The following is a 16,195-nucleotide window of genomic DNA, read 5'->3' on the forward strand; positions in this document are numbered from 1 at the left end:
ATTGAAAACCCAGCATTGATTTGCTGGGTTTTTTCTTTTTTCCGATTCTGGACTCGGTAGATCTTTGATTTACCGAATTAAAAAAGCGAGCTCATGGCTCGCTTTTTTTCTATCTGGTTTGCTACGTAATACTTAGCCTACATACCTAACGCGTACTTCAATACTTGTGCTTTGATCGGCCCTGAATTTTCAGCCAGCTTTAATGCTGCATTGCGTGCAAACTTCAAAGGCCCCAAATCATTGCTAAAGCCTTTATAGAAAAAATCCATACCGGTCTGCATTAGAAGATTATCCGGGCGACGAGTACGCTCATATTTTGCTAATAGAGCATCCGTTAACTCATCTTGCCCTTGTGTCACTGATAGCAATACATCAACGTCTTTAAAGCCTAAATTCACGCCCTGCCCCGCTAATGGATTGATTGTATGCGCTGAATCACCAACTAGCACACAACCTCTATGCGAATAAGATTGCGCGTGTCGACGCGTCAAAGGGAAGGAACCAAACTGCAGAACTTCGATATCTCCAAGCTCTTTAGGAAAGTGACGCACGATCTCTTCTCTTAATTGAGGTTTGGTCATCGCGCAAAGCTGTTTGATTCGTTTTGGGGAATCATACCAAACTAGAGATCCTTGCCCGACTTCTTGTCCATCTTCTGTCAATGAACACAAAGGTAGGAAAGAGCGAGGCCCACTAGGGGTGAACTGTTGCCAAGTAATGTCTTGTTGTGGCAACTCAGTCTTAACATTGATGAGCATACAATGTTGACGGTAATCCCAAGCAGTCACGCCAATACCCGCTAGCTGACGTACTTTAGAATTGGCACCATCAGCGCCAATGATCCAGTTCGCATCAAACTGTTCGCCGCTTTCTAGCTTGATACGGTTTCCATCATTGAAGTCGATGTCTTTTAATCGCTCAGGACACTTCACCGTTAAGTTGTCGAATTGAGCGAAAGCTTGCCAAAGGCCAAGTTGGATTAGGCGGTTTTCAACGATGTAGCCAAGTTGATCCAATGAAAGCTCATCAGAATGAAAACGAGTACGACACTCAGGATGCTCCCAAGTTTCCAGACGACGATAGGGACATACGCGCATTGCTTCGATCGCCGACCAAGCATCTAATGATTCAAGTAATTTCACCGATTGATGTGAAATAGCAGAAACTCGCACGTCCAGAGCTTGAGCAGCATCAAATGCTTTAGGCTCCGCTCCTTCAACTACCACTACGCTTCTACCTTGCTTGGCAAATCCAACCGCGACAGCTGCCCCGACCATGCCGCCACCGATTACGGCGATGTCATACTTGTTCATTTTTTGCTCTTCATCATGCTGATTATTTGGCGTTTTTCAATTGTACGTTCCGAGGCTATTTTTACAAAATTGTTTAACAAAAAACCTTGCTGTATATAGGGCAAAAAACTAGATTTCATCAGGGTTTGCAGAGAATTCGTCAGATCACTAGTCAGGTGCTTTTTAAAGCAGTACAATACGCCGCTTACCGCCGTGATGGCGGCTATAATTTGAGCAATAGCTCTCCAATTTAAGTACAACTGAACGAGCGAAAGTGAGATGAGTAAGAAACTGCTAATTAAAACCTGGGGCTGCCAGATGAACGAATACGATTCATCAAAAATGGCCGACCTGCTTAATGCTGCAAACGGCTATGAGCTGACGGAAGAGCCAGAGGAAGCAGACGTACTTCTACTTAACACCTGTTCGATCCGTGAAAAAGCGCAAGAAAAAGTTTTCCACCAGCTAGGCCGTTGGAAAACACTAAAAGATAAAAAACCTGGCGTAGTTATCGGTGTAGGTGGTTGTGTAGCAACACAAGAAGGTGACCACATCCGTGAGCGTGCACCATACGTTGACGTAATCTTTGGCCCTCAAACTCTGCACCGCCTACCTGAGATGATCAAACAATCTCAAACTGACGATGCACCGGTAATGGACATTTCGTTCCCAGAGATTGAAAAGTTCGACCGCCTACCTGAGCCACGTGCAGAAGGTGCGACGGCGTTTGTTTCTATCATGGAAGGCTGTTCAAAATACTGTACTTACTGCGTTGTACCATACACTCGTGGTGAAGAAGTTAGTCGTCCAATGGATGACGTGTTATTCGAGATTGCACAGCTAGCGGAACAAGGTGTACGTGAAGTTAACCTACTAGGTCAAAACGTAAACGCATACCGTGGCCCTATGCACGACGGCGAGATCTGCTCTTTTGCTGAACTGCTTCGTCTCGTTGCATCTATTGATGGTATCGACCGTATTCGTTTCACGACTAGCCACCCGCTAGAGTTTACAGACGACATCATTGCTGTTTATGAAGATACACCAGAGCTAGTAAGCTTCCTGCACTTGCCAGTACAAAGTGGTAGTGACCGTATTCTAACGATGATGAAGCGTCCTCACACAGCTATCGAGTACAAGTCAATCATCCGTAAACTACGTAAAGCGCGTCCTGATATCCAAATCAGTTCTGACTTTATTGTTGGTTTCCCTGGTGAAACAGACAAAGATTTCCAAGACACAATGAAGCTAATCAAAGACGTAGACTTTGACATGAGCTTCAGCTTTATCTTCTCACCTCGTCCAGGTACACCAGCGGCAGATTACCCTTGTGATATTCCAGAGCAAGTGAAAAAAGAGCGTCTATACGAGCTGCAACAAACCATCAATGCACAAGCAATGCGTTACTCACGCCTAATGCTTGGTACTGAGCAGCGTGTACTGGTTGAAGGCCCTTCTAAGAAAAACCTAATGGAACTGCGCGCTCGTACAGAAAACAACCGTGTAGTAAACTTTGAAGGTAGCGCAGACCTAATTGGTCAGTTCGTTGACGTGAAGATTACGGACGTATTTGCAAACTCGCTACGTGGTGAGCTAGTACGTACAGAAAAAGACATGGACCTTCGTAGTGTGATTTCTCCAACACAAATGATGGCGAAAACACGTCGCGAAGATGAGCTAGGTGTAGCTACTTTTACGCCATAAAGCTCGTATAAATCGCCATGGAGAGCCTGGTCGTCATCAGGCTCTCATTGAGTGGCATAAAATGAGAGGCAACATTGAGCAATAAAATCGTAACTCTAGAAATTAACCTAGAACCTTCAGATAACCGCCGACTTGCTAGCCTGTGCGGTCCATTCGACGACAACATCAAGCATTTAGAACGCCGTCTAGGCGTTGAAATCAACCATCGTAGTGACCATTTTACCATTGTTGGTAAGCCTCACACCTCAGCGGCTGCGCTGGACATTCTAAAAACGCTTTATGTAGATACTGCGCCTGTGCGTGGCGAGATCCCAGATATCGAACCAGAACAAATTCATCTGGCGATCAAAGAGTCAGGCGTATTAGAACAAAATACCGAATCAAGTATTGCGCACGGTAAAGAAGTGTTCGTAAAAACCAAAAAAGGCGTCATTAAACCGCGCACACCAAACCAAGCTCAATACTTGGTCAATATGGTTACGCACGACATCTCTTTTGGTATTGGTCCTGCAGGTACAGGTAAGACTTACCTTGCCGTTGCAGCAGCAGTTGATGCACTAGAACGCCAAGAAATTCGTCGCATTCTTTTGACACGTCCGGCGGTAGAAGCGGGTGAAAAACTGGGTTTCTTACCTGGTGATTTAAGCCAAAAGGTTGACCCATACCTTCGTCCACTGTACGACGCATTATTCGAGATGCTAGGCTTCGAGCGAGTTGAGAAGCTGATTGAACGCAACGTTATAGAGGTTGCTCCTCTGGCATACATGCGCGGTCGTACGCTGAACGATGCTTTCATCATTTTAGATGAAAGTCAGAACACCACCGTTGAACAGATGAAAATGTTCCTGACTCGTATTGGTTTCAATTCGCGTGCGGTTATTACTGGTGACGTCACTCAGATAGACTTACCTCGTGGGGCGAAGTCAGGTCTTCGTCATGCGATTGAAGTGCTCAGTGAAGTCGACGACATTAGCTTTAACTTCTTCCAAGCAGATGACGTTGTTCGCCACCCAGTGGTTGCTCGCATCGTCAACGCCTACGAGAAGTGGGAAGCGCAAGATCAAAAAGAACGTAAAGAGTTCGAGAAACGTCGCCGTGAAGAGCGTGATGCTAAACTGTTAGAAGCAGCGAAAGCAGAACTTAGCGCTCAAGTCGCTGCAACTAAGGAATAAAAATGGCAATTGAACTTGATCTGCAACTGGCAGTCGAAAATGAAGAAGGCCTACCTTCGCAGCAAGACTTCCAACTTTGGTTAGACAAGACCATCCCTCTTTTCCAACCTCAAGCAGAAGTGACAATTCGAATTGTCGATGAGAAAGAAAGCCACGATCTTAACCATGAGTATCGTGGTAAAGATAAGCCGACGAATGTGCTTTCTTTCCCATTTGAAGCGCCTCCTGGCATGGAGATTGACCTTTTGGGCGATCTTATTATTTGCCGCCAAGTTGTTGAAAAAGAGGCAATTGAACAGAATAAGCCTCTGTTAGCACATTGGGCGCATATGGTTGTACATGGCAGCTTGCATCTGCTAGGTTATGATCATATCGAGGATGACGAAGCTGAAGAGATGGAGTCACTCGAAACCGAAATCATGCAAGGTATGGGTTATGAAGACCCTTATATTGCTGAAAAAGAGTAACCCTTTGGGTACTCGACAGGGAAAGGCGAACCAATAAAACAGTTCTCGCGTTCGCCTCTCTACGTGAGCTATCACACGTCTGATAGCGTTACTTAATTGAGAAACAATGAACGAAGATAATTCTCCCTCTTCTAACGAAGGTAAGAAAGAAAAGGCAGAAGGTCCGAGTAGAAAGTCCTTCTTTGAACGCCTAGGTCAACTATTTCAAGGCGAACCAAAAGACCGCCAAGAGCTTGTGGATGTAATCCGCGACTCAGAAGTAAATGACCTGATTGACCACGACACTCGCGATATGCTCGAAGGTGTTATGGAAATCTCCGAAATGCGTGTGCGTGACATCATGATCCCGCGTTCGCAAATGGTCACCGTTGAGCGCACTGACGATTTAGATACTCTAATCGCACTTATTACCGATGCTCAGCACTCTCGCTACCCAGTAATCAGCGAAGATAAAGACCATGTGGAAGGTATTCTTCTTGCGAAGGACTTACTTAAATACTTAGGCTCAGGCAGTAACCCATTTGATATTGAAGAAGTAATTCGACCTGCAGTTGTGGTACCGGAAAGCAAACGTGTTGACCGCCTGCTAAAAGAGTTCCGTGAAGAACGCTATCATATGGCGATTGTTGTCGATGAATTCGGTGGTGTTTCTGGTCTTGTGACCATTGAAGATATCCTGGAAGAAATCGTCGGGGATATCGAAGATGAATTCGATGAAAGCGAAGAAACAGACATTCGTAAGCTAAGCAAGCATACGTTTGCTGTCAGAGCGCTGACAACCATCGAAGAGTTTAATGAGACATTCGGTACCAACTTCAGCGATGAAGAAGTAGATACGGTAGGTGGCATGGTCATGACTGCCTTTGGTCACTTACCTTCTCGCGGCGAATTGGTCGAAATTGAAGGCTACAACTTCAAAGTCACCGCTGCCGATAACCGTCGTGTCATTCAACTCCAAGTGACCATTCCAGACGAAGAAACGCTGGTTGAAGCCACTCAAGAGTAACGCGATACCCTACTACCGGGAATATCAGAAAAAACAATAATGATGAATTTACTCTTTCATCGCCTCAAGCGGCCCTTAGCGGCCGCTTTTGTTGGCGCCTCCACTACCCTAGCATTTGCTCCTTACCAGTTATGGCCAATTGCCATTCTTAGCCCTGCAATATTGCTAATTCTTCTTGCAAACCAAACGCCTAAGCGCGCGCTTTGGATAGGTTATGCTTGGGGATTAGGCCAATTTGCAACAGGTGTTAGCTGGGTTTATGTCAGCATTTCTGGCTTCGGCGGGATGCCGCTGATTGCGAACCTCTTCTTGATGGGTATGCTCATTGCCTACCTTGCAGTTTATTCCGGATTGTTCGCTTGGCTAAACAATAAGTTTTTCCCTCAATTTAGCCTCAGTAAAGCGCTTCTTGCTGCTCCGGCATTATGGCTAATTACCGATTGGTTACGCGGTTGGGTGATGACTGGCTTCCCTTGGTTGTGGTTGGGCTATAGTCAAATTGATGCGCCACTAGCAAGCTTTGCACCGATCGGTGGTGTAGAACTGCTCACGCTGTTTGTTCTTATTAGTGCAGGTGCATTAGCATATGCGTGGATTCACAAACAGTGGTTGATGATTATCATCCCTGTTGTTTTGATGAGCGCAGGTTTTGGGATTCGCCAATATGATTGGGTGACACCTCGCCCAGAAGACACCACCAAAGTGGCGTTGATTCAAGGTAACGTCGACCAGAACCTCAAATGGCTGCCAAGCCAACGCTGGCCAACCATCATGAAGTACGCCGACCTGACGCGTGAAAACTGGGACGCCGACATCATTGTCTGGCCAGAAGCAGCAATCCCAGCATTTGAAGTTGAAGTACCTTCCTTCTTGAGCAACATCGACAGTGCCGCGAAGATGAACAACAGCGCCATCATCACAGGCATTGTTAATCAATCGGAAGACAAGCAGTTCTATAACAGCATTCTGTCGCTAGGCGTCACACCATACGGTGATTACAGCCTTGATATGAGCGAACGCTACCACAAGCATCACCTATTACCGTTTGGTGAGTTTGTCCCGTTTGAAGATATCTTGCGCCCGCTGGCTCCATTCTTCAATTTACCAATGTCGTCGTTTAGCCGTGGGGCGTTCGTGCAACCTAATATCGTTGCTAACGGCATGCACATGGCACCAGCGCTCTGTTACGAGATCATTTTCAATGAACAAGTGCGTCAAAACGTTACTGACGAAACCGACTTCATTCTAACGCTTTCGAACGATGCATGGTTTGGACATTCGATTGGACCACTTCAGCATATGGAAATCGCTCGTATGCGTGCTCTGGAACTGGGCAAACCGCTGATCCGTTCAACAAACAACGGCTTAACAGCAGTAACCGATTATAAAGGCAAGATTGTAGAGCAAGTTCCTCAATTTGAAACAGCTGTACTACGTGCAGAGCTCACCCCAACAGATGGAACAACACCATACCGAACGTTTGGCACTTGGCCATTGTATTTTTGGGTTGCGCTGAGTTTAATGCTGGCTTGGTGGTTACCGAGAAAGAAAGACTAAAAACGTCAATTTTAAACATAAGACGAATAACGAAAAAGAGGCCACACGGCCTCTTTTTTTGCTTATCAAGCAAATACAAAAAGATTGTATAGATGGCTATGGTTTCAAGGACTGACGACTAAAGCCTTTGTGGCCACATTTGATACAAGGAATAATGATAGTTGGATGGTTGTAGGTAGTTTTATGTCCGCACTCATCACAGACAAGTGTGCCTAAGCCGATAACCTCGCCAGCTTCATACAAGCCTTGATGCTCCAAGTCATCAAAGAGCTCTACCCACTCCACTTTGGTACGGTCCGTAATCTCTAGTAAGCCTTGCCAAATGGAATCCGCTACCGTTAAGTAAAAAGGACCGCTTTTGCTGTCTTCATAGCTCTCAGAAAACTCTTTTAAGTCGGCTTTCACATACGCGGCAATTAAGGCCAACTCATCTTTGGTCAAGTCATTGGCGGCTTCCACCACTTTGCCCGACGTTTCTAAAGCTTTGTTAACTTCTTCCGGACTTTGCTTCAAGGTTTCAATCACATCCTCGAGCATTTCCTCATAACCTGTTTTACGTTTAGGCATAACTGACCTCCATTCTTTCTCCTACCTAGGCGCATTCAGTGCGCATGGGTACAGATTGGCTATTGTTGTGATCCCTAGCTTTAGGTATTCTATGACGATCTATTTAAGTCTGTTCTAACCGAACTCACAAATTCCAAGATAACCGGATATCATCGATGCAAGAACAATACAATCCACAAGACATTGAACAGAAAGTTCAAAAGCACTGGGATGACAACAAGACCTTTGTTGTAAGTGAAGACCCAAATAAAGAAAAATTCTACTGTCTATCTATGTTCCCATACCCAAGTGGTCGACTGCACATGGGTCACGTGCGCAACTACACCATCGGTGACGTAGTATCTCGCTTCCAACGCCTACAAGGCAAAAATGTAATGCAACCAATTGGTTGGGATGCGTTCGGTCTACCAGCAGAAAACGCAGCGGTGAAAAACAACACAGCACCTGCGCCATGGACTTACGAAAACATCGAATACATGAAAAACCAGCTTAAATTGCTAGGTTTTGGCTACGACTGGAATCGTGAATTCGCAACTTGTACGCCTGAGTACTACCGTTGGGAACAAGAGTTCTTCACTAAGCTTTACGAAAAAGGCCTAGTTTACAAGAAAACGTCTTCTGTTAACTGGTGTCCAAATGACCAAACCGTTCTTGCAAACGAACAGGTTGAAGACGGCTGCTGCTGGCGTTGTGACACTCCAGTAGAGCAAAAAGAGATCCCTCAGTGGTTCATCAAGATCACAGAATACGCGCAAGAGCTACTTGACGATCTAGACAAACTTGAAGGTTGGCCAGAAATGGTTAAGACCATGCAACGCAACTGGATTGGTCGCTCTGAAGGTGTGGAACTGAAATTTGAAGTAAAAGGTCAACAAGACCTAGAAGTTTACACAACGCGTCCAGACACGCTAATGGGTGTGACTTACGTTGGTATCGCAGCGGGTCACCCTCTAGCAACGCTAGCTGCAGAGAACAACCCAGAGCTTGCTGCATTCATCGAAGAATGTAAGAACACCAAAGTTGCTGAAGCTGAACTGGCGACAATGGAGAAGAAAGGTATGGCGACTGGCCTTACTGCTATTCATCCATTGAACGGTCGTGAAGTACCAGTTTACGTCGCAAACTTCGTATTGATGGACTACGGTACAGGCGCTGTAATGGCAGTACCTGCACACGACCAACGCGACTTCGAATTCGCAACTAAGTACGGTCTAGACATCATCCCAGTGATCAAACCAGCAGATGGTAGCGAGCTAGACATCTCTGAAGCGGCATACACAGAAAAAGGTGTATTGTTCGATTCAGGTGAGTTCGACGGCCTAGAATTCCAAGCGGCATTCGATGCAATTGCAGCGAAGCTAGAAGCGGAAGGTAAAGGCACTAAGACGGTTAACTTCCGTCTACGTGACTGGGGTGTATCTCGTCAACGTTACTGGGGCGCACCAATCCCAATGGTAACCACTGAAGACGGTGAAGTTCACCCAGTACCTGCTGACCAACTACCAGTGATTCTTCCAGAAGACGTGGTAATGGACGGCGTAACCAGCCCAATCAAAGCAGACAAAGAATGGGCGAAGACCACATTCAACGGCGAACCGGCTCTACGTGAGACAGATACGTTCGATACGTTCATGGAATCTTCTTGGTACTACGCACGTTACTGTTCACCACAAGCTGACGATATCCTAGATCCAGAAAAAGCAAACTACTGGCTACCAGTAGACCAGTACATCGGCGGTATCGAGCACGCTTGTATGCACCTATTGTACTCACGCTTCTTCCACAAATTGCTACGTGATGCAGGCTACGTAACGTCTGACGAGCCGTTCAAACAACTACTATGTCAAGGCATGGTACTGGCTGACGCGTTCTACTTCGAGAACGAGAAAGGCGGTAAAGAGTGGGTTGCACCAACAGATGTTGCTGTAGAGCGTGACGGTAAAGGCCGCATCATTTCTGCTAAAGACAACGAAGGCCGTGATGTAACACACTCAGGCATGATCAAAATGTCTAAGTCTAAAAACAACGGTATCGACCCTCAAGAGATGGTAGACAAGTACGGTGCTGATACAGTGCGTCTATTTATGATGTTCGCATCTCCAGCAGACATGACGCTTGAGTGGCAAGAGTCTGGCGTAGAAGGTGCAAACCGCTTCCTAAAACGTGTTTGGAAACTAGTGAAAGAACACGCAGAGAAAGGCGCAGCAGAAGCAGTGGATACAGCAGCACTTTCTGGTGAGCAAAAAGCACTTCGTCGAGACGTTCACAAAACTATCGCGAAAGTGACTGACGATATCGCTCGTCGTCAAACGTTCAACACAGCAATCGCAGCAATCATGGAACTGATGAATAAGCTAGCGAAAGCGCCTCAAGAATCTGCACAAGATCGTGCAATTCTTGATGAAGCGCTAAAAGCAGTTGTAACGATGCTTTACCCAATCACTCCGCACATCTCATACGAACTATGGGCTGCGCTAGGTGAAGCAGACATCGACAACGCAGCATGGCCAACGTTTGATGAGAAAGCGCTAGTTGAAGACGAAAAAACTATCGTTGTTCAAGTTAACGGTAAGCTACGTGCGAAGTTAACAGTAGCGGCAGACGCAACGAAAGAACAAGTTGAAGAGCTTGGTCTAAACGACGAAAACGTTACTAAGTTCACAGATGGCCTAACAATCCGTAAAGTAATTTACGTACCAGGTAAACTGCTGAACATCGTTGCAAACTAAGCGGTCACTGTAAGCAAATTACAGCTTGCAATAACGCAACGCAGAGCGAACTAATTCGCGCGCTAAGAGTCTTTAAACAGGGTAGTTCACTACCCTGTTTATTTACCTCAAACCATTCGCAGTGAGTGGTTTAAGGTAAATAACCCCTTCAATTTAGGATGAATACAATCAATGCGCTTTTTCTCTTTGATTAAACTACCAGTGGTATTGGTACTAGCGGGGCTTCTTTCTGCCTGTGGTTTTCACCTTCGTGGCGAGTATTCCGTTCCGGAAGAGCTGCACACCATGTCATTCTCTAGCTACGATGAATACAGCAAACTCACACGCTATGTACGCTCTCAGCTGCAACTCAACAAAGTTGACCTAGTTCAGCCGTCATCTTCAGTACCAAATCTGCATTTAATCAAAGCAACCATGGATGAGCGAACGCTCTCGCTTTACCAAAACAGTCGTGCGGCAGAAAAAGAATTGACTTACGTGGTGCAATATCGCGTCACAATTCCAGGGTTTGGCTCAAAAAATTTCACCACAACCGTGAACCGCAACTACTTAGACAACCCGCTAACAGCATTGGCAAAATCGGTTGAACGTGACGTAATCGAAGACGAGATGCGTCAACAAGCAGCGAAACAAATGATGCGTCAACTTGGCCGAATCCGTGCTGAGTACGAAGCGGGGCAAATTGCAGCGCCAACTGAGAAAACAAACTCTTAATCAACATGCGAATTTATGCTGACAAGCTAGCTGACCATCTAGCCAAACACTTAAAGCAGGTTTATCTGATCTTCGGAAACGAACCGCTACTGATCCAAGAAAGCCGCCAAGCGATTCAAAAAACCGCTCTACAACATGGTTTTGAAGAAAGACACCGTTTTGCTGTCGATGCAAGTTTAGATTGGAACCAAGTGTATGACTGCTTTCAAGCTCTGAGCTTATTTTCTAGTCGACAACTCATTGAGCTTGAGATCCCAGAAAGCGGTGTCACCACAGCCATCAGCAAAGAGCTACAGACTCTGTGTGACATGTTGCATGATGACATCATGCTAGTGATCATCGGAACGAAGCTGACTAAAGCGCAAGAAAATGCCAAATGGTTTAAAGCACTGAATACCAAAGGCGATTGGGTCAGCTGCTTAACGCCGGATCTTCAGCGTTTGCCTATGTTTGTGCAAACGCGCTGCCGCGCATTAGGTTTAAAGCCCGATCAGCAATCCTTACAGATGTTGGCACAGTGGCATGAAGGCAACTTATTTGCACTTTCTCAGAGTCTAGAGAAACTGGCTTTGCTCTATCCTGATGGCGAACTGACTGTTGTACGCTTAGAGGAAGCCTTAAGTCGACACAACCACTTTACGACGTTTAATTGGATTGATGCGTTACTTGCAGGTAAAGCTAATCGTGCTCAACGCATCCTGCGTCAATTAGAAGCCGAAGGCATTGAAACGGTCATTCTCATCCGAAGTGTGCAGAAAGAGTTCAATCAACTATTAAGCATGCATCAAGATCTGACTCAAATGTCGATTAGCCAAGTCTTTGAGAAGTATCGCGTTTGGCAAAATAAACGTCCGCTTTATAACGCCGCGTTAATGCGCTTATCAGCAAGCCGTATATGTGCCCTAATCTCCTTGCTTGCGCAAGCTGAGATTAAAGCCAAAACCCAGTATGACGAGTCCGTCTGGCCAACTATTCATCAATTGAGCTTAGAAACCTGCTCTCCTGATATTAAGCTGGCAATTTAAAAATCAAAGCGTGCTATAGTGCGCGACCTATTTTGCCCAACTACACGCAAAATAGATGAGATGTAAAAAGAGATAACCCGAGGAAAACCGAGTGCTTCGCGAAGAACTGAAAGACTTTTTAGCAGACAAAGCCGACGATATGAAAGCGGAAGATATTGTCATCCTAAACGTGGAAGACAAATCCAGCGTAACAGACTACATGATCATTTGTACGGGTACGTCTAAACGCCACGTTTCATCCATCGCCGATCACGTTGCATCTGAAGTAAAAAAAGCAGGCCTTGAACCTTTAGGTATGGAAGGAGAAAACGAAGGTGAATGGGTTGTCCTAGATATGGGCGACGCAATGCTGCATGTCATGCAGGAAGAACACCGCTCTCTGTACCAACTAGAAAAACTCTGGGGTTAATCTTTTGAAAATTCAACTAATTGCCGTTGGCACAAAAATGCCAAAGTGGGTTGAAGAAGGCTTCCAAGAATACCGTCGTCGTTTCCCTCATGATATGCCACTTGAGTTGGTTGAAATCTCAGCAGGAAAACGCGGCAAAAACGCTGATATTGCTCGAATTCTACAAAAAGAAGGCGAAGCGATGTTAGCAGCAGTGCCAAAAGGCAATCGTATCGTGACCCTAGATATTCCCGGTAAAAAGTGGGACACCCCACAACTGGCAGAGCAGCTAGAAGCTTGGAAACTCGATGGTCGTGACGTTTCTATTCTGATAGGTGGTCCTGAAGGTTTAGCACCTGCATGTAAAGCCGCAGCCGACCAAAGTTGGTCACTGTCAGCGCTAACGTTACCGCATCCACTTGTGCGTATCGTCATGGCAGAGAGCTTATACCGAGCGTGGAGCATTACCGCTAACCACCCTTACCATCGCGAATAATCGTTGTTTAACTTTAGAGCCAAGCGTTAATGATTCGTAGACGCCGCAGTCAAATCCGAGATTATCAAGCCGAAGCGCGCCTGTTCGCCAGCCGCGCTATCGTTGCTTTTTTCGGCATCGTTATATTGATGGGCTTGCTGGTCGCCAATATGTACAACATTCAGGTGAACCAGTTTCAAGATTATCAAACCCGTTCAAATGACAACCGCATCAAAGTGGTTCCTATTGCGCCAAACCGCGGTCTTATCTACGACCGAAATGGTGTCCTGTTAGCCGAAAACCGTCCTGTCTTTAACTTGGAGCTGACTCCAGAAAAAATCAAAGACATCGACGCTACTATCCAAGAATTGCAAACCATTCTGGAAATCACACCAGAACAGATCGAACGCTTCCATCGTGAGCGTAAGCGTACCCGTCGATTCAAATCCGTCCCATTGCTAACTCAGCTGAACGAAAAGCAGGTCGCGGTTTTTTCCGTCAACCAATACCGTTTTCCTGGTGTTGAAATCAGTGCCACACTCAAACGTTACTATCCTTACGGGGAAGTGTTAACGCACGTAATCGGCTATGTTTCTCGTATCAATGACCGCGACATGCAGCGTTTGATTCGAGAAGAAAAAGACGCCAACTACCAAGCGACTCGTGACATCGGTAAGTTGGGCATCGAAAAATACTACGAAGATCTGCTGCACGGCACTGCTGGCTACCAAGAAGTGGAAGTCAACAGCCGAGGACGCGTGATTCGCACGTTAAAGTACGTACCGCCAGTTCCGGGCAAAGACATTGTCTTAAACCTCGATATCAACTTGCAGCTTTACGTTCATCAGCTTTTGGATGGTCGACGTGGCAGCGCTATCGTGCTTGATCCTCGTGACAATGGGGTGCTAGCTATGGTGTCTAGCCCAAGTTACGACCCGAACGCTTTTGTCCACGGCATTTCTGGTAAAGCCTATCGCGATTTGTTGAACGATAAAAACCGCCCGTTGGTAAACCGCACGACGCTAGGTATTTATCCGCCAGCTTCAACAATCAAGCCATTTATGGCTGTCGCAGCGTTGCAAGAAGGCGTAATAACGCCAAATACTACTCGCAACGACCCAGGTTATTGGCGCATTCCTAACTCAGACACTCGTCCATTCCGTGACTGGTTGCGTTGGGGACATGGCCGCGTAGATGTCATTAAATCCATTGAAGAGTCTGTTGATACGTTTTACTACCAAATTGCTTATGACTTGGGGATCGACCGAATTTCAAACTGGATGATGATGTTCGGTTTTGGTGACTACACAGGCATCGATATCTACGAAGAAAGTAAGGCTAATATGCCAACTCGTGATTGGAAGATGTCTCGTCACAAAACGCCTTGGTATAAAGGTGACACCATTCCTGTTGGTATCGGCCAAGGCTATTGGACGGCGACACCAATGCAAATTGCGAAAGCAACATCGGTGTTAGTGAATAATGGTGCGGTTTCCGCTCCTCACCTCCTAAAGTCCACCATCGATAATGGTGATAACTTTGAGGAACAAGAAACCTCTGAATACGTAACCTACCCACCGATTCAAAATGTGCCAGAAAAATACTGGGATATTGCGAAAGAAGGTATGCGCCGTGTAAACCATGGTACTCGTGGTACAGCTCGTCGTTCTTTCTACAATATGAGCTACCAGACAGCCGGTAAATCAGGTACAGCGCAGGTCTTTGGCTTGGGCGAGAACGAAGAGTACAACGCAGATGAAATCGCGGAACACTTGCGTGACCACGCCCTGTTTACGGGCTTTGCTCCGTTTGACGATCCAAAAGTTATCGTTACTCTCGTGCTAGAAAACGCAGGCGGTGGCTCAAGTAACGGTGGTCCAATGGCGAGAAAAATCTTTGACCGAGTGGTACTTGGCCCAGAAGAAATCAAACCAGAAGATGACAAAACCAACGCGCAAAAAGAGGTTACACGCTAATGAAGATGGATCCCTCTACAGGTAAAAACCGCGCCTTGTTTGAGCGCTTCCATATCGACTTGCCCCTCCTACTCGGCATCTTTGCTTTAATGGGTTTTGGTCTTGTGATCATGTACAGTGCCAGCGGACAAAGTTTGGAGATGATGGATCGCCAAGCAATGCGCATGGTATTGTCTCTTGTCGTGATGGTGGTTCTGGCTCAACTTTCTCCACGAACATATGAAAGCCTGGCGCCACTAATGTTTGTTGCCGGTGTAGTTTTACTATTTGGCGTACTGTTCTTTGGAGAGGCCTCGAAAGGTGCGCAACGCTGGCTCAACCTAGGCTTTGTTCGATTCCAACCGTCCGAATTACTCAAACTTGCGGTACCGTTGATGGTTGCGCGCTATATAGGTCGCCAACCATTACCACCAACATTCCGAACGCTGATTGTTGCGCTAATCATGGTGTGCTTACCAACGATTCTTATCGCGAAACAACCAGATTTGGGAACGTCGATTCTGATTGCGGCTTCAGGTATTTTCGTTATTTTCCTAGCAGGCATCAGTTGGAAGATCATCGCAGCGGCTGCCATTGCCTTAGGTGGTTTCATACCAATTTTGTGGTTCTTCTTGATGCGCGAATACCAAAAGGTTCGCGTTCGTACTCTGTTCAATCCAGAATCTGACCCACTTGGCGCGGGTTACCACATTATCCAAAGTAAAATTGCGATTGGTTCTGGCGGTATTTCCGGTAAAGGTTGGTTGCACGGTACGCAGTCACAACTGGAATTTCTTCCTGAACGACACACTGACTTTATCTTTGCAGTAATTGCTGAGGAATGGGGTATGATTGGCTTCCTTTGCCTATTAGCCATCTATCTCTTCATTATTGGTCGAGGTTTGTACCTTGCTAGCCAAGCACAAACCGCGTTTGGACGAATGATGGCAGGCAGTATTGTACTTAGCTTCTTCGTGTATATTTTTGTAAATATCGGCATGGTGAGTGGCATCCTACCTGTTGTAGGTGTACCGTTACCACTGATCAGCTACGGTGGCACCTCGATGGTGACCCTAATGGCTGGTTTTGGCATTTTGATGTCGATTCATACGCACCGAAAAGCATTCTCTAAGGCGACCTAGAC

At 46.1% G+C, this 16,195-nt stretch carries 14 protein-coding genes; 12 read left to right on the forward strand and 2 right to left on the reverse strand.

The window, feature by feature from the left end; all coding sequences use genetic code 11:
* Nucleotides 1-137 precede the first annotated feature (137 nt).
* Nucleotides 138-1,313 (reverse strand): 2-octaprenyl-3-methyl-6-methoxy-1,4-benzoquinol hydroxylase, encoded by a 1,176-nt coding sequence (locus ACF8OV_RS07765; RefSeq protein ID WP_140095010.1) that lies wholly within the window; start codon nucleotides 1,311-1,313, stop codon nucleotides 138-140.
* Between the two features lie 258 nt (nucleotides 1,314-1,571).
* Between ACF8OV_RS07765 and miaB the strand changes: the two genes are divergently transcribed.
* The 5 genes from miaB (at nucleotide 1,572) to lnt (ending at nucleotide 7,198) form a co-directional block, all read left to right on the forward strand.
* A complete protein-coding gene (gene miaB, locus ACF8OV_RS07770) occupies nucleotides 1,572-2,996 on the forward strand; it encodes a tRNA (N6-isopentenyl adenosine(37)-C2)-methylthiotransferase MiaB (RefSeq protein ID WP_005496209.1) in 1,425 nt (474 codons plus the stop codon).
* A 74-nt stretch (nucleotides 2,997-3,070) separates the two neighbouring features.
* Complete coding sequence (locus tag ACF8OV_RS07775; protein ID WP_005483495.1) at nucleotides 3,071-4,168, forward strand: PhoH family protein; 1,098 nt, start codon at nucleotides 3,071-3,073, stop codon at nucleotides 4,166-4,168.
* Nucleotides 4,169-4,170: 2 nt separating this feature from the next.
* A complete protein-coding gene (gene ybeY, locus ACF8OV_RS07780) occupies nucleotides 4,171-4,635 on the forward strand; it encodes an rRNA maturation RNase YbeY (RefSeq protein ID WP_017448782.1) in 465 nt (154 codons plus the stop codon).
* A 106-nt stretch (nucleotides 4,636-4,741) separates the two neighbouring features.
* Complete coding sequence (gene corC / locus ACF8OV_RS07785) at nucleotides 4,742-5,641, forward strand: CNNM family magnesium/cobalt transport protein CorC (protein ID WP_005483493.1); 900 nt, start codon at nucleotides 4,742-4,744, stop codon at nucleotides 5,639-5,641.
* Nucleotides 5,642-5,680: 39 nt separating this feature from the next.
* Nucleotides 5,681-7,198 carry an apolipoprotein N-acyltransferase gene (lnt, locus tag ACF8OV_RS07790; protein ID WP_023623206.1) on the forward strand — a complete coding sequence of 506 codons (1,518 nt, stop codon included), beginning with the start codon at nucleotides 5,681-5,683 and terminating at the stop codon, nucleotides 7,196-7,198.
* Between the two features lie 96 nt (nucleotides 7,199-7,294).
* On the opposite strand, the gene ACF8OV_RS07795 is transcribed toward lnt, so the two are convergent.
* Nucleotides 7,295-7,765, reverse strand: coding sequence for a zinc ribbon-containing protein (locus ACF8OV_RS07795; protein ID WP_005454505.1), 471 nt, complete (start codon nucleotides 7,763-7,765; stop codon nucleotides 7,295-7,297).
* 155 nt (nucleotides 7,766-7,920) lie between these two features.
* Here ACF8OV_RS07795 and leuS point away from each other — a divergent pair, with 155 nt between their 5' ends.
* The 7 genes from leuS (at nucleotide 7,921) to rodA (ending at nucleotide 16,193) form a co-directional block, all read left to right on the forward strand.
* Nucleotides 7,921-10,494: a leucine--tRNA ligase gene (gene leuS / locus ACF8OV_RS07800; RefSeq protein ID WP_083135482.1), complete on the forward strand. Its 2,574-nt coding sequence runs from the start codon at nucleotides 7,921-7,923 to the stop codon at nucleotides 10,492-10,494.
* 171 nt (nucleotides 10,495-10,665) lie between these two features.
* Nucleotides 10,666-11,208: an LPS assembly lipoprotein LptE gene (gene lptE / locus ACF8OV_RS07805; RefSeq protein ID WP_005454508.1), complete on the forward strand. Its 543-nt coding sequence runs from the start codon at nucleotides 10,666-10,668 to the stop codon at nucleotides 11,206-11,208.
* Between the two features lie 5 nt (nucleotides 11,209-11,213).
* Nucleotides 11,214-12,233, forward strand: coding sequence for a DNA polymerase III subunit delta (gene holA, locus ACF8OV_RS07810; protein ID WP_005496214.1), 1,020 nt, complete (start codon nucleotides 11,214-11,216; stop codon nucleotides 12,231-12,233).
* Nucleotides 12,234-12,324: 91 nt separating this feature from the next.
* Complete coding sequence (gene rsfS, locus ACF8OV_RS07815; RefSeq protein ID WP_005456130.1) at nucleotides 12,325-12,642, forward strand: ribosome silencing factor; 318 nt, start codon at nucleotides 12,325-12,327, stop codon at nucleotides 12,640-12,642.
* A 4-nt stretch (nucleotides 12,643-12,646) separates the two neighbouring features.
* Nucleotides 12,647-13,117, forward strand: a complete 471-nt coding sequence (gene rlmH, locus ACF8OV_RS07820; RefSeq protein WP_005456129.1) for a 23S rRNA (pseudouridine(1915)-N(3))-methyltransferase RlmH — start codon at nucleotides 12,647-12,649, stop codon at nucleotides 13,115-13,117.
* A gap of 29 nt (nucleotides 13,118-13,146) precedes the next feature.
* Nucleotides 13,147-15,072 (forward strand): penicillin-binding protein 2, encoded by a 1,926-nt coding sequence (gene mrdA, locus ACF8OV_RS07825; protein WP_005483660.1) that lies wholly within the window; start codon nucleotides 13,147-13,149, stop codon nucleotides 15,070-15,072.
* The gene (rodA, locus tag ACF8OV_RS07830; RefSeq protein WP_005483658.1) at nucleotides 15,072-16,193 is read left to right on the forward strand and encodes a rod shape-determining protein RodA; all 1,122 of its coding nucleotides are present in this window, start codon (nucleotides 15,072-15,074) and stop codon (nucleotides 16,191-16,193) included. Before mrdA ends, rodA begins: the two co-directional genes overlap by 1 nt.
* The last annotated feature ends 2 nt before the right edge of the window (nucleotides 16,194-16,195 follow it).

Source organism: Vibrio sp. GLN_1 (assembly GCF_043106015.1).
GTDB classification, from domain to species: Bacteria; Pseudomonadota; Gammaproteobacteria; order Enterobacterales; family Vibrionaceae; genus Vibrio; species Vibrio parahaemolyticus.